10 protein-coding genes and 1 riboswitch are annotated in these 13,475 nt (G+C 62.7%); of the genes, 7 read left to right on the top strand and 3 right to left on the bottom strand.

What is annotated here, in order from left to right:
- Positions 1-8 precede the first annotated feature (8 nt).
- Both dnaE and FJ492_RS15810 read right to left on the bottom strand, forming a co-directional pair.
- A complete protein-coding gene (gene dnaE, locus FJ492_RS15815) occupies positions 9-3,536 on the bottom strand; it encodes a DNA polymerase III subunit alpha (protein WP_140770823.1) in 3,528 nt (1,175 codons plus the stop codon).
- Between the two features lie 106 nt (positions 3,537-3,642).
- On the bottom strand, positions 3,643-5,655 hold the full coding sequence (locus tag FJ492_RS15810) for an acetyl/propionyl/methylcrotonyl-CoA carboxylase subunit alpha (protein ID WP_140770821.1): 2,013 nt from the start codon (positions 5,653-5,655) through the stop codon (positions 3,643-3,645).
- 247 nt (positions 5,656-5,902) lie between these two features.
- Here FJ492_RS15810 and FJ492_RS15805 point away from each other — a divergent pair, with 247 nt between their 5' ends.
- The 6 genes from FJ492_RS15805 (at position 5,903) to FJ492_RS15780 (ending at position 10,684) form a co-directional block, all read left to right on the top strand.
- The gene (locus tag FJ492_RS15805) at positions 5,903-7,030 is read left to right on the top strand and encodes an S-(hydroxymethyl)glutathione dehydrogenase/class III alcohol dehydrogenase (RefSeq protein ID WP_140770819.1); all 1,128 of its coding nucleotides are present in this window, start codon (positions 5,903-5,905) and stop codon (positions 7,028-7,030) included.
- 67 nt (positions 7,031-7,097) lie between these two features.
- On the top strand, positions 7,098-7,667 hold the full coding sequence (gfa, locus tag FJ492_RS15800) for an S-(hydroxymethyl)glutathione synthase (RefSeq protein WP_027144994.1): 570 nt from the start codon (positions 7,098-7,100) through the stop codon (positions 7,665-7,667).
- Positions 7,668-7,732: 65 nt separating this feature from the next.
- Positions 7,733-8,200, top strand: coding sequence for a YaiI/YqxD family protein (locus FJ492_RS15795; protein ID WP_140503563.1), 468 nt, complete (start codon positions 7,733-7,735; stop codon positions 8,198-8,200).
- 30 nt (positions 8,201-8,230) lie between these two features.
- Positions 8,231-8,923, top strand: coding sequence for a DUF1345 domain-containing protein (locus tag FJ492_RS15790; RefSeq protein WP_140770817.1), 693 nt, complete (start codon positions 8,231-8,233; stop codon positions 8,921-8,923).
- An 86-nt stretch (positions 8,924-9,009) separates the two neighbouring features.
- Positions 9,010-9,891, top strand: a complete 882-nt coding sequence (locus tag FJ492_RS15785) for a cytochrome b/b6 domain-containing protein (protein WP_140770815.1) — start codon at positions 9,010-9,012, stop codon at positions 9,889-9,891.
- A gap of 1 nt (position 9,892) precedes the next feature.
- The gene (locus FJ492_RS15780) at positions 9,893-10,684 is read left to right on the top strand and encodes a molybdopterin-binding protein (RefSeq protein WP_140770813.1); all 792 of its coding nucleotides are present in this window, start codon (positions 9,893-9,895) and stop codon (positions 10,682-10,684) included.
- Positions 10,685-10,965: 281 nt separating this feature from the next.
- Here FJ492_RS15780 and FJ492_RS15770 read toward each other — a convergent pair whose 3' ends face one another.
- Entirely contained in the window at positions 10,966-11,967 is a 1,002-nt protein-coding gene (locus FJ492_RS15770; RefSeq protein ID WP_140770809.1) for a hypothetical protein, read from the bottom strand.
- Positions 11,968-12,140: 173 nt separating this feature from the next.
- Positions 12,141-12,227: riboswitch (glycine riboswitch) on the top strand.
- Between the two features lie 149 nt (positions 12,228-12,376).
- On the opposite strand from FJ492_RS15770, the gene gcvT reads away from it, so the two are divergent.
- Positions 12,377-13,474, top strand: coding sequence for a glycine cleavage system aminomethyltransferase GcvT (gene gcvT, locus FJ492_RS15765; protein ID WP_140770807.1), 1,098 nt, complete (start codon positions 12,377-12,379; stop codon positions 13,472-13,474).
- Position 13,475 lies beyond the last annotated feature (1 nt).

The raw sequence follows: 13,475 nt of genomic DNA, 5'->3' as shown, positions 1-13,475 counted from the left end.
CGCGCAGATCACACCAGCTCCACTTCGACCACGCCCGGCACGGCGCGCATCGCCGAGGCGATCTGCGGCGAGACACGGTAGCCGCCATTCAGGGCAATCTCGACCTCGCCCTGCGCCTCTTCCTTGATCACGATAATGCTGACCTGGCTTTCCCCGCGCTGGGTTAGCTGGGATTGGATGATCGAGGCAGGCCCCTCGTTCCTGACGAAAATGCGCAGAGCTTTCTGGATGCGGCTTGCTTCGTCCTCCAGCGATTGGACGGAGTTGATGCGCAGGTTGACACCCTCGGGCCTGTCCTCCGCCGCGACAGTGATGACAACCGAGCGGCCCGCTTCGAGGAGATCGCGATACTGGGCCAATCCTTCTGAAAACAACACGGCCTCGTACTGGCCGGAGGTGTCGGAAAAGGCAACCACGCCCATCTTGTTGCCGGTGCGCGTCTTGCGCTCCTGCTTGCTGGTGACGGTGCCGGCAAGCCGGCCGGCGGAAGCGCCGCGCTTGACGGCAGCGGAGAACTCCCCCCAGTTCTGCACCCGCATCTTCTGCAGCGCCGCCTTGTACTCGTCGAGCGGATGCGCCGAGAGATAGAAGCCGACGACCTGGAATTCGCGGTGCAGGCGGTCGGCGGCGAGCCACGGATCGGTCGCCGGCAAATTGAGCGCCTGCGACTGGGCGCCGAGCGAGGCGCCGAAGATATCGGCCTGACCCGAAACGGCGTTCTGCTGGGCGAGCGACGCAAGCCCCATCATCCGCTCGACGCCAGCCAACATCTGGGCGCGATCGTGGCCGAAGCAGTCGAGCGCACCGGCCATGATCAGGCTTTCGAAAACCCGCTTGCCGACGATCTTCGGGTCGACCCTCTCGCAGAAATCGGCCAGGCTCTTGAACGGCTTTTCGCCGCGAACGGCTACAATGTGCTCCACGGCGGCATCGCCCACGCCCTTGAGCGCGGCCATCGAGTAATAGATGCGGTTCTCGCCGACCTCGAAGGCACGGAAACTCGTCATCACCGACGGCGCCAGGACTTCGATGCCGAGGCGCAGCGCATCCTGGCGGAAGTCGGCGAGCTTGTCGGTGTTGCCCATGTCGAGCGTCATCGACGCCGCCAGGAACTCGACCGGATAATGCGCCTTGAGATAGGCGGTCTGGTAGGAGACGACGGCGTAGGCGGCGGCGTGCGACTTGTTGAAACCATAGTCGGCGAACTTGGCCAGCAGGTCGAAAATGAAGTCGGCCTGCGGCTTTGCCACGCCGCGCTCGACCGCGCCGGAGACAAAGCGTTCACGCTGCTTGTCCATCTCGGCGCGGATCTTCTTGCCCATGGCGCGGCGCAGAAGGTCGGCTTCACCAAGCGAATAGCCGGACAGCTCCTGCGCGATCTGCATCACCTGTTCCTGGTAGACGATGACGCCTTGCGTCTCCTTTACCAGATGGTCGATCTTGGGATGGATCGAGGCCATCTCCTCCTCGCCATGCTTTCTGGCGTTGTAGGTCGGGATGTTTTCCATCGGGCCCGGCCGGTAGAGCGCGACCAGCGCGATGATGTCCTCGATGCAGTCCGGCCGCATGCCGATCAGCGCCTTGCGCATGCCAGCACTTTCCACCTGGAACACGCCAACCACCTCGCCGCGCGACAGCATGGCGTAGGTCTCGGGATCGTCGAGAGGAATCGTCGCGAGGTCGATGTCGATGCCGCGGCGGCGGATCAACTTCACCGCCGTCTCCAGCACCGTCAGCGTCTTCAGGCCGAGGAAGTCGAACTTCACGAGTCCGGCCTGCTCGACATATTTCATGTTGAACTGAGTGACCGGCATATCCGAGCGCGGATCACGGTACATCGGCACCAGTTCCGACAAAGGTCGGTCGCCAATAACGATGCCGGCGGCGTGTGTGGAGGCATGGCGGTAGAGGCCCTCCAGCTTTTGCGCCATGTCCAGCAGTGTCTGGACGATCGGCTCCTTCTCGGCCTCCTCGGCAAAGCGTGGCTCGTTGGCGATGGCGTCGGCGAGTTTGACCGGATTGGCCGGGTTCTGCGGCACCATTTTCGACAGCTTGTCGACCTGGCCATAGGGCATCTGCAGCACGCGGCCGACGTCGCGCAGCACGGCGCGCGCCTGCAGCGTACCGAAGGTGATGATCTGGCCGACCTGGTCGCGGCCATATTTCTGCTGGACGTAGCGGATCACCTCTTCGCGACGATCCTGGCAGAAGTCGATGTCGAAGTCGGGCATCGACACGCGATCCGGGTTGAGAAAGCGTTCGAACAGAAGCGAGAAACGCAGCGGATCGATGTCGGTGATGGTCGTCGAATAGGCGACCAGCGACCCGGCGCCCGAACCACGCCCCGGCCCGACCGGAATGCCTTGCGCCTTGGCCCATTTGATGAAGTCGGCAACGATCAGGAAGTAGCCGGGGAATTTCATCTTCTCGATGATACCAAGCTCGAATTCGAGCCGCTCACGATACTGCTCGACCGTGTAGCCCGGTGTAGGTCCGTGCAGGGCAAGCCGTGCATCGAGCCCTTCGCGCGCCTGGCGGGCCAGCTCCTCGGCCTCGGCCTTTTCGGCCGCGTCTTTGTCGGAGGCATCGCCGCCGGTGAAACGCGGCAGGATCGGGCTGCGCGTTTTCGGATAATAGGAGCAGCGCAACGCGATCTCGACCGTGTTGTCGATCGCTTCCGGCAGGTCGGCGAACAATTTCGCCATGTCGGCCTGGCTGCGCAGGAAATTGTCCGGCGACAGCCGGCGGCGGGTGTCGACGGCGACGACCGAACCCTCGGCTATGGCGATCAACGCATCATGCGCCTCATACTCATCGCGCGAAGAGAAGAAGGCCTCGTTGGTGGCAACCAGCGGCAATTCATGGGAATAGGCGAGATCGACCGAAGATTTCTCGATCATCCGGTCGTAGCCTGAAACCCGGTCCAGCTCGACATAGAGGCGGTCGCCGAACATCGTCTTGAGAGTGACTAGTCGCGCCTCGGCAAGATCGCGGCGATCTTCCTTCAGGGCTATGCCGATCGGGCCGCGCGGCCCGCCACTGAGACAAATCAGGCCGTCACATTGGCCGTCCATCATTTCGGTGGTCAGGTGCACCGCTTCGCCGGGCGGCGTTTCGAGATAAACGCGGCTGACCAGCCGGACGAGATTGGAATAGCCGGCTTCAGTGGCCGCGAGCAGCACGACCGGCCGCATATCGGGGCCTTGCCTACGGCGGTCCCGCTGGCCATCGCTGTTCTCGCCCGAGAAGGCGAGCGCGATCTGGCAGCCGATGATCGGCTGGATGCCGTCCTTCACCGCCTTTTGCGCGAATTCCAGCGCACCAAACAGATTGTTGGTGTCGGTGACGGCGATGGCCGGCGCCTCGTCTTTCACCGCGTGGCCAACGATCTTGCCAAGCTGAAGCGCGCCCTCCAGCAGCGAATAGGCCGAGTGCACGCGCAAATGGACGAACGGCCGCGCCGGCACCTCCGGCCGCGCGGCCGCGATCGCGGCTTCGCGCTTCAGGGGATCGCGTGGAAGTCTGTCATCCGCCATGGTTTGTCGCGCTGTCCGTAAGACTTGAGTCGATGGAGATATATCGTCCGGGACCGGGCGATACCAGTCCAGCACAAACGACTACTGACCACAGGCTTCCAGCCGCTCAGGCGAACTCCATGATCACAGCGTCGACAGCCAGGCTATCGCCGGGCTTGGCGTTGAGTTTCGCCACGACCAGATCGCGCTCGGCGCGCAGCACGTTTTCCATCTTCATTGCCTCGACCACGGCCAAGGTCTCGCCGGCCTTGACCTCCTGGCCTTCGGCAACGGCTATCGACACGACAAGCCCCGGCATCGGGCAGAGCAGAAGTTTCGACGTATCCGGCGCCACTTTGTCCGGCATCAGCCGTTCCAATTCGGCGGTGCGCGGCAGCATGGCGCGCGCGGTCACCGACATGCCTTTCCAGGCGATGCGAAGGCCATTGGCGACAGGCCGGATCTGGGCCGCAACCCTGCGCTTGCCGACCGTGCCGCGCCAGATGAGGTCACCCGGCCGCCAGTCGGACGAAACGGTCAGTGCCTTGCAGCCATCGATGGACAGGTCGATTTCCATCGGGATGGAAATCATGCCTTCAATGATAGAAACCGGCAGATAATCTTCGCCGATCTTCACCACCCAATCGCGCTTGAGCGCTCCCGAATGCGGCGCCAGCCGCCCGCCCAGCCGGTCGAGACGGTCGCGGCGCAGCAGTTCCACCGCGGTGACGATCGATGCCAGAACGGCCCGTTCCTCGCTGTTTGGCACGACGGGGGCAAAACCGTCGGGATATTCCTCCGCGATGAAGCCGGTCGATATCTCCCCTTGCCGCCAGCGCGGATGCTGCATCAGAGCCGCCAGGAACGGTATGTTGTGCTCGATACCGTCGACGACAAAGCTGTCCAGCGCTTCCGACATGGCATCTATGGCCTCGAGCCGCGTCGGCGCCCAGGTGCACAGCTTGGCGAGCATCGGATCGTAGAACATCGAGATTTCCGAGCCTTCGGTGACACCGGTGTCGTTGCGGATGACGATGTCGCCGAACTGTCCTTCCTCCGGCGGCCGGTAGCGCGTCAGCCGGCCGATCGACGGCAGGAAATTGCGATAGGGATCCTCGGCGTAGAGCCGGCTTTCCACCGCCCAACCATTCAGCTTCACGTCACTCTGCTTGATGGCGAGTTTCTCGCCGGCGGCGACGCGGATCATCTGCTCGACCAGATCGATGCCGGTGACGAGCTCGGTCACCGGATGTTCGACCTGCAATCGTGTATTCATTTCAAGGAAATAGAAGTTCTTGTCCTTGTCCACGATGAATTCGACGGTGCCGGCGCTCTGGTAATCGACGGCCCTGGCCAGCGCCACCGACTGCTCGCCCATCGCCTTGCGCGTCTCGGCATCGAGGAATGGCGACGGCGCCTCTTCCGCCACCTTCTGGTTGCGGCGCTGGATCGAGCATTCGCGTTCGCCGAGATAGAGCGCATTGCCGTGCGCGTCGGCCAGCACCTGGATCTCGATATGACGCGGGTCGACGACGAACTTTTCGATGAAGACGCGATCGTCGCCGAAGGAACTCTTGGCTTCCGAGCGCGCCCGGTCAAACCCGTCGCGCACTTCCGACCTATCCCAGGCGATGCGCATGCCTTTGCCGCCACCACCGGCCGAGGCCTTGATCATCACGGGATAGCCGATTTCGCCGGCGATCTTTTCGGCATGGTCGGCATTTTCGATGATGCCAAGCCAGCCCGGAACCGTCGAAACCTCAGCGGCGTTGGCGAACTTCTTCGATTCGATCTTGTCGCCCATCGCCTTGATCGCCTTGGGCTTCGGGCCGATGAAGACGACGCCTTCCGCTTCCAGTGCTTCGCAGAACGCGGCTCGCTCGGACAGGAAGCCATAGCCCGGATGTACGGCCTGGGCGCCGGTCGCCTTGCAGGCGGCGATGATCTTTTCAGGAACGAGATAACTCTGCGCGGCGGGCGACGGCCCGATATGCACCGCCTCGTCGGCCATTTCGACATGCACGGCATCGCGATCGGCATCGGAATAGACGGCGACCGTGGCGATGCCCATCTTGCGCGCCGTCCTGATGACGCGGCAGGCGATCTCGCCACGATTGGCGATCAGGATCTTGGTGAACATGCGGGTAGAATTCCCCTCCGGCAGACGGTTCAGTTCTATGGACTATGTCGCCAGGTCTCAAGTACCGCGGTGGACGACATGACGGGCGCCCCTCCCGACGCGCCGTCGCGCTCCCTGCCGAGCCGGGCTGGTTGTCGAGCGGTGTGCTATCTGCGCCAACAAAGCCGCGATTTCGTCTCATCTGACTGTTGAAGAGCGGGCCAAAACCTGAAAGCCTGCGCAAAAACCGCCTTTGGAGGAATGCCCGATGAAAACCCGCGCCGCTGTTGCTGTCGCCGCCGGAAAGCCGCTGGAGATCATGGAGGTCGACCTCGAGGGACCGCGCGAGGGCGAGGTGCTGGTCGAGATCAAGGCGACCGGCATCTGCCACACAGACGAGTTCACGCTGTCGGGCGCCGATCCCGAAGGCATCTTCCCGGCCATTCTCGGCCATGAGGGCGCCGGCGTCGTGGTCGATGTCGGCAAGGGCGTCACCTCGGTCAAGAAGGGCGACCACGTCATCCCGCTCTACACGCCGGAATGCCGGCAGTGTCCGTCCTGCCTGTCGCGCAAGACGAACCTGTGCACCGCTATCCGTGCCACGCAAGGCCAGGGCCTGATGCCGGACGGCACGTCGCGCTTCTCGATCGGCAAGGACAAGATCTTTCATTACATGGGCTGCTCGACCTTCTCCAACTTCACCGTGCTGCCGGAGATCGCGGTCGCGAAGGTCAATCCGGACGCGCCTTTCGACAAGATCTGCTACATCGGCTGCGGCGTCACCACCGGCATCGGTGCGGTCATCAACACCGCCAAGGTAGAGCAAGGTGCGACATCAGTGGTCTTCGGCCTCGGCGGTATCGGCCTCAATGTCATCCAGGGCCTGAAGCTTGCCGGCGCCGACATGATCATCGGTGTCGACCTGAACAACGACAAGAAGGAATGGGGCGAGCGATTCGGCATGACGCATTTCGTCAATCCGAAGGAGATCGACGGCGACATCGTCCCTCACCTCGTCAACATGACCAAGCGCGGTGCCGACCAGATCGGCGGCGCCGACTACACGTTCGACTGCACCGGCAACACCAAGGTGATGCGCCAGGCGCTGGAAGCTTCGCATCGCGGTTGGGGCAAGTCGGTCGTCATCGGCGTCGCCGGCGCCGGCCAGGAGATTTCGACACGGCCGTTCCAGTTGGTCACCGGTCGCAGCTGGATGGGCACCGCCTTCGGCGGCGCACGCGGCCGCACCGACGTGCCCAGGATCGTCGACTGGTACATGGACGGCAAGATCCAGATCGACCCGATGATCACCCACACGCTGAAGCTCGAGGACATCAACAGGGGATTCGACCTCATGCATGAGGGCAAGTCGATCCGGAGTGTCGTGGTTTACTGAAGACGGCCACACGCCGCCGGCCATCCGGCCAGCGACCCCTGTGGTGAAACATGGGAGGAAAGAAAAAATGGCGGAGAAACTGCATCCGAAAATCGACAATGGGCTGCCCAGGGAAAGCGCGAGCTTTGCCGGCGGCACGCTGGTCTGCGCCTGCACCAGCAAGCCGGTCAAGGTGAAGGTCAAGGGCCAGATCGCCCACAACCACGCCTGCGGCTGCACCAAATGCTGGAAGCCCGAAGGCGCTATATTCTCGGTGGTAGCGGTTGCCGGTACCGGCGATGTCACGGTCACCGAGAACGGCGACAAGCTGAAGGTGGTCGACCCCTCAGCGCTGATCCAACGTCATGCCTGCACCCAATGCGGCGTCCACATGCATGGACCGGTCGAGCGCGATCATCCGTTCAAGGGCCTGTCCTTCATTCACCCCGAGCGCTTCGAGGAAGACGGCTGGTCGCCTCCAGGCTTCACCGCCTTTGTCTCGTCGATCATCGAATCGGGTGTCGACCCGAGCCGCATGGACGGCATTCGCGGCAGGCTGAAGACAATCGGCCTGGAGCCCTACGATTGCCTCAACCCTGGCCTGATGGATTACATTGCCACCTGGACGGCGAAGAAGTCCGGCGCCTTGCCGGCCTGATCACCATAAGATTTTCAGGCAGGGGCCGGATACATTTCCGGCCCCTGCTCGTTTCTGGAGAGACAATGCCCTCACCCGCCATCTACGTCGACGCCGACGCTTGCCCGGTCAAGGCCGAGGTAGAAAAGGTCGCCGAACGCCTTGGCGTCGTCGTCACTTACGTCTCCAATGGGGGCCTGCGTCCGTCGCGCGACCCGATGATCCGCAATGTCGTGGTCTCCAAGAGCGCCGACGCCGCCGATGACTGGATCGTCGAGAACGCCAAGCCCAACGACATCGTGGTGACGGCGGACATTCCGCTTGCCGCACGTACGGTGGCGCTCGGCGCCCATGTGCTGGGACCGACCGGGCGGCCATTCACGCCCGAGACGATCGGCATGGCGGTGGCGATGCGCGACCTCAAGCAGCACCTGCGCGAGACTGGCGAGAGCAAGGGCTACAATGCCAGCTTCGCGCCGCAGGATCGCTCCCGGTTTCTCGGCGAACTCGACCGTATCTTGCGGCGGGCGCTGAAATCCGTCACACCGGAGTAGCAACCACGCGCCATCCAGGTGGAGACCGCCATGGCCGCCGAAACCCCGATCGAGAAACCGATGCAGCGCCATATGCTGTTCGCGGTGTCGGCCTGTATCGGTGCGTTTGCGCTGCTTGTGGCGTTGCTCCTGCACGCCCCGCTCGCCTATTCGATCGGCGCCAACGCATTTTTTGCTGCTTACGTCGTTCTTGTCGTCAGTCAGATGCCCAAGTTCACCGGCAAATATCTCAGCAAGAACGCACGCGCCACCGACCAGCCGGTTCTGGTCATCTTCGCGGTGACCCTCACTGTTGTCGGCGTTGCGCTTATCTCGCTGTTCCTGCTGATCAATCGGAAGGATGGGGATCACCCGATCGAACTCGGATTCGCACTGCTGTCGATCCCGCTCGGCTGGTTTACCATCCATGCCATGGCGGCGCTCCATTATGCCCATGTCTACTGGATGGACGGCGACGCGGTCGACATCGGCACCAACAAGAAGATCCCGGTCGGTGGCCTGCTGTTCCCGGGCGACAGACGCCCGGAGGGCTGGGATTTCCTCTACTTCTCGACCGTCATCGGCATGACGGCACAGACCGCCGACACCAACATCTCGACGACGCATATGCGTTGTGTCGTGCTTGTCCACTCGATCCTGTCGTTCTTCTTCAACACGGTCATCGTCGCCGCGGCCGTCAATCTCGCCGTCAGCCTGGGCGGTCCGTCCGTAATAAATCCGTGATCGGATGAAACATCGGTTTGGATCGCGACGTATCAAGAGGACAATGAACACGTAGGACAAGCCGCAAGGCCGGGAGACCAGACAAGATGGAATCGGTTGCCAGAAGCCAATCCGAAATTGGACCGGGTCTCCCCGCTTCAAAAGAGAAACCATTGATCTACCGGCAGTCGAGCTGGACGCGGCTGACACACTGGCTCTGGGCCATCTCCTTGTTTTTCATGCTGCTTTCCGGCCTGCAGATTTTCAATGCCCGGCCTCAGCTCTACATCGGCAAGCAATCCGGCTTCGCCTACAACAACACCGTTTTCGCCATAGGCGCCGAAAACACCAATGCCGGGCCGCGCGGTTACACCGAAATCTTCGGGCACCGTTTCGACACGACAGGCGTACTCGGCTGGTCGGGTCCGGCAGGTAACGAGACGGCGCGCGGTTTCCCATCCTGGGCGACGATCCCCTCCTACTATGATCTCGGCACCGCCCGCGTTATCCATTTCTTCTTTGCCTGGATACTGACGACGACATTGATCGTCTGGCTGGTCGCCAGCCTGATCAACGGCCACATCCGCCGCGATCTGGCGCCGCGCCTGGATGACCTCAAACGCTTGCCGCGGGACATCGCCAATCACGCCAGGCTGAAATTCCACCACACGCGCGAATACAACACGCTGCAGAAAATGGCCTATGGCGGCGTTATGTTCGTGCTCTTGCCGCTGATGATCATCACCGGCCTCGCCATGTCGCCGAGCATGAATTCGGTGCTGCCGTTCCTCAATGAATTGCTCGGCGGACGGCAGACCGCCCGCACCATCCATTTCACCGTCATGGTTCTGCTGGTCGCCTTCTTCATCATTCACATCCTGATGATTGTGGCCGCCGGGCCAATCAACGAACTGCGTTCGATCATCACCGGCTGGTACCGCACCGATCCTCCCGTGCATGACGACAAAACGCCCGAGAGGAGTGCCTGAAATGACGAAATTTCAGATCAGCCGCCGGAAATTCCTGACCGCAGCCAGCCTCGGCGCTTCCGGCGTCATGCTGTCGGGCTGTGACGCCTTCGACAGTCAGCTCAGCATCGGCAGCGGCCTGCGCAGTTTCCTCGAAAATGCCAACGGCCTGACCCACAGGGCACAGCGGTTGCTCGGCGGCGGCAATTCGCTGGCGCCGGAATTCACCGAGGCAGATATCCGCCAGTCGCAACGGCCGAACGGCGTGACCGCGCCCGATGACGACACCTACAAGAACCTGCTCGCCAACAACTTCTCCGACTGGCGTCTGGAGGTTTCAGGCCTCGTGGAAAAGCCGCTGTCGCTTACCCGCGAGCAACTGATGAACATGCCGAGCCGCTCCCAGATCACCCGTCACGACTGCGTCGAAGGCTGGAGTTGCATCGCCAAGTGGACCGGCACGCCGCTGGCGCTGGTGCTCGACCAGGCGGTGGTCAAGCCGCAGGCGCGCTATGTCATGTTCCATTGCCTCGACACGATCGACCGCAGCCTGTCGGGCGACGTCAAATACTACGGCACCATCGACCTGATCGATGCCCGCCATCCGCAAACGATCCTCGCCTATGGCGTGAACGGCAAGCCGCTGCCGGTCGAGAACGGCGCGCCGCTGCGTGTCCGCGTCGAGCGCCAGCTCGGCTACAAGATGCCGAAATATCTCTACAAGATCGAACTGGTCGACGGCTTCGCCAATGTCGGCGGTGGCCGCGGCGGCTATTGGGAGGACAATGGCTACGACTGGTATGGCGGCATCTGATGGTCCCCGCATACAGGCCGAGCACGACCTGTCGCCCGTCGAATTGAGTTCGCTCGAGGAACGTCTCCATCGCGACAATCGGCGTGTAACGGACCGCGACGATGACCGAAGGCTGACCTTTGTCATCCGCGATGATGCGGGACACGCGATCGGAGTTGCCGCCGGCTATTCCTGGGCGGGCGCGTCCGAGCTCACGTTGATGTGGATTGACGAGGCTCACCGCGGTCGCGGCTCCATTTCAATATCATTCTTTGCAGAACGATAGCAGCGGACGGTGCGGCTTAGGCTACCTTGTCGAGCAACGGCTTCAGCGCCGGGTGGATTTCCGGCGAAGCATGCTTGATCAGGGTCAGCAATGCGCGCTCATTCTCGTACAAAGGCCGGTCCGCCCCGATATGCTCGATTAGCCATCCGGCTTCACCAGCATCGATCGTCTCGGCCCGACGGGCCAGCGCCTCGGCTGCCCTGTTCTTGGCTTCCCATTCGGTCTCTACGTCGTCAGGAGACCGGTAGGCCTCTATGATGCCGGCAAGGCCGCCGGAGACCATGCGGCTGAAAAAACCGCCGATTTCCGGATCGGCATGATCGAGGAAGGTTTCCTGGCGCAGTGCCACCTCGCGGGTCGGGGCCTCGTAACCGGCCGAGCACATGACGAAATTGGCGATCGCCTTGACGAACAGGTCATTCCAGGACGGATCGTTGTTGGCCTGGGCCGTCCACTCGTTGATCCTGAACAGCACCTCGGCCTCGGCCCGGGTGATGGCGATGTTGCCGTCGCCGCCATGGGCATGGAGGATGCGGCGCAGAAGCTCGACTTCGGCCCTGGCGATCAATCCGGGCACCAGCGCACCGCCGAGCATCAGCGGTCCCTTGCCGTCAACGACGGCGTGGGCGACCTGCTCCAGCGCATAGACGCAAAGCCGGCTCGGCGAGGATTTCGCCTCTTCCAGCACATGGACCAGCAATTCGAGTTCGGTCCGGCTGTCGACCAAGCCGTCGCGCGAAATCGTGCGGACCAGCCAGTCGGCATTCTCCTGCGAAATGTAGTCCGAGGGCTTTTCCTGATGGACGATGTAGTCGGTGACCGCCTCGACGAAGAACGGTGCCCATTCAGCGCATTTGTCCCGAGCCGTCTGGTCGAGCGCGAACAAGGCCCCGGCTTCACCCCGAGTCACCACCCCGTCGGCGAACACGTCGCGGCGCAGCATCACGACATCCTCTGAAGCGATGCGGTTCTTCGAAGTCAGCCCCGCCACCGCAGCGCTCATGATCAATTCGCCCATCTGTCGTCCCCGTCCGCCCCAACGCGTCACATTGGCCTGCTATATCAGGAGTATCTTGAAAAACCGGCAAACGGCGTGGTTAGCGAAGACTTGTCAGAACGATGTCGCTGGGAGGTGACAAGGTGTCGCCGACGGGCTATGGATGGCGCGTCGAGGGCTCAGGGTTTGAGTCCTACCTGTTTGCGGGAGAGAGCAGCGAGAGCTGCCGCCGAAGGGGAAATCGCCCGAAATCTCTCAGGCAAAAGAACCGTAGACGGGAAAGACACTCTGGAAAGTCGGGGCTTGCCCCCGCGCCGAAGGTGTAAGCGCCGCTGACAGAGTTCCGGCTGCGCGAGTCTCTCAGGCTTCAGACAGAGGGGCACGGACTGGTCGCCATTCGCGGCCGATTGCGTGCGACTCTGGAGACAACATGACGGGCGACGATAGACACCTTCCCCTCGAAGATATCCATGCAGCGGCCGGTGCGCGCTTCGGCGCCTTTGCCGGCTGGTCGATGCCGCTGACCTATCCGGCCGGCGTCATGAAGGAGCATCTTCACACCCGCGAACATGCGGGCCTGTTCGACATCTCGCACATGAAGCTGTTCGAGGTCAGCGGGCCAGACGCCATCGCGCTGCTCGACCGCGCCTGCCCGCTAGACGCCGGCGCGCTCGAAATTTCGCAATCCAAGCTGACCTTCTTCCTCAATGAGGTGGGCGGCATTCTGGATGATCTGATCGTCACCCGGCTCGGCGATACGAGGTTCATGGTGGTCGCCAACGCCGGCAACGCCGTCGCCGACGAAAAGCATTTGCGCGCGCTGGCAGCCGATTTCGATATAAAGGTCGAGCCTCTCGACCGCGTCTTCCTGGCCATCCAGGGTCCGGAAGCCTGGGCGGCACTGTCCCGCGCCGGCCTTGAGACGGGCTCGCTGCTGTTCATGCATGGCATCGAGCCGCGAAAGAACTGGTTCATGAGCCGGTCCGGTTACACCGGCGAAGACGGTTTCGAGATCGGCCTGCCGCAGGCCGATGCAAGAGAACTCGTCGCCAAGCTGCTCGAGGACGAGCGTGTGCTCTGGATCGGCCTTGCCGCGCGCGACAGCCTGCGGCTGGAGGCAGGCCTCTGCCTGCACGGTCAAGACATCACGCCGGAAACCGACCCGGCCGCGGCGGCGCTTATGTGGGCAATCCCGAAAGAGATCCGAGCCTCAGGCACCTTCATCGGCGCCGATGCCTTGCGCGCCGTCGTGGAACGAGGCCCGGCGCAAAAGCGCGTCGGGCTGAAACCTCAGGGTCGCCAGCCGGTGCGTGCCGGCGCTTCTCTGTTTGACACCGACGGCAACCCCGTCGGCCATGTCACATCGGGCGGCTTCGGCCCCTCGGCCGGCCATCCGGTCGCCATGGGCTATGTCGCCACCCCGCTGGCCAAGCCCGGAACGCGGGTCTTCGCCGACGTGCGCGGCACGAAGATCCCGATCGATGTCAGTTCCCTGCCCTTCACTCCTCATCGCTACCGCAAAGGATAGA

Origin of the sequence: Mesorhizobium sp. B2-5-4 (genome assembly GCF_006441095.1) — a bacterium.
Classification (GTDB): domain Bacteria; phylum Pseudomonadota; class Alphaproteobacteria; order Rhizobiales; family Rhizobiaceae; genus Mesorhizobium; species Mesorhizobium salmacidum.
The sequence above is the reverse complement of the archived record's forward strand: the minus strand, read 5'-3'. Positions and strand labels throughout refer to the sequence as shown.

Excerpts from the sequence above, each read along its gene's own strand:
- dnaE (WP_140770823.1), bottom strand. The coding sequence starts at position 3,536 with ATGGCGGATGACAGACTTCCACGCGATCCCCTGAAGCGCGAAGCCGCG.
- FJ492_RS15810 (WP_140770821.1), bottom strand. The coding sequence starts at position 5,655 with ATGTTCACCAAGATCCTGATCGCCAATCGTGGCGAGATCGCCTGCCGC.
- FJ492_RS15805 (WP_140770819.1), top strand. The coding sequence starts at position 5,903 with ATGAAAACCCGCGCCGCTGTTGCTGTCGCCGCCGGAAAGCCGCTGGAG.
- gfa (WP_027144994.1), top strand. The coding sequence starts at position 7,098 with ATGGCGGAGAAACTGCATCCGAAAATCGACAATGGGCTGCCCAGGGAA.
- FJ492_RS15795 (WP_140503563.1), top strand. The coding sequence starts at position 7,733 with ATGCCCTCACCCGCCATCTACGTCGACGCCGACGCTTGCCCGGTCAAG.
- FJ492_RS15790 (WP_140770817.1), top strand. The coding sequence starts at position 8,231 with ATGGCCGCCGAAACCCCGATCGAGAAACCGATGCAGCGCCATATGCTG.
- FJ492_RS15785 (WP_140770815.1), top strand. The coding sequence starts at position 9,010 with ATGGAATCGGTTGCCAGAAGCCAATCCGAAATTGGACCGGGTCTCCCC.
- FJ492_RS15780 (WP_140770813.1), top strand. The coding sequence starts at position 9,893 with ATGACGAAATTTCAGATCAGCCGCCGGAAATTCCTGACCGCAGCCAGC.
- FJ492_RS15770 (WP_140770809.1), bottom strand. The coding sequence starts at position 11,967 with ATGGGCGAATTGATCATGAGCGCTGCGGTGGCGGGGCTGACTTCGAAG.
- gcvT (WP_140770807.1), top strand. The coding sequence starts at position 12,377 with ATGACGGGCGACGATAGACACCTTCCCCTCGAAGATATCCATGCAGCG.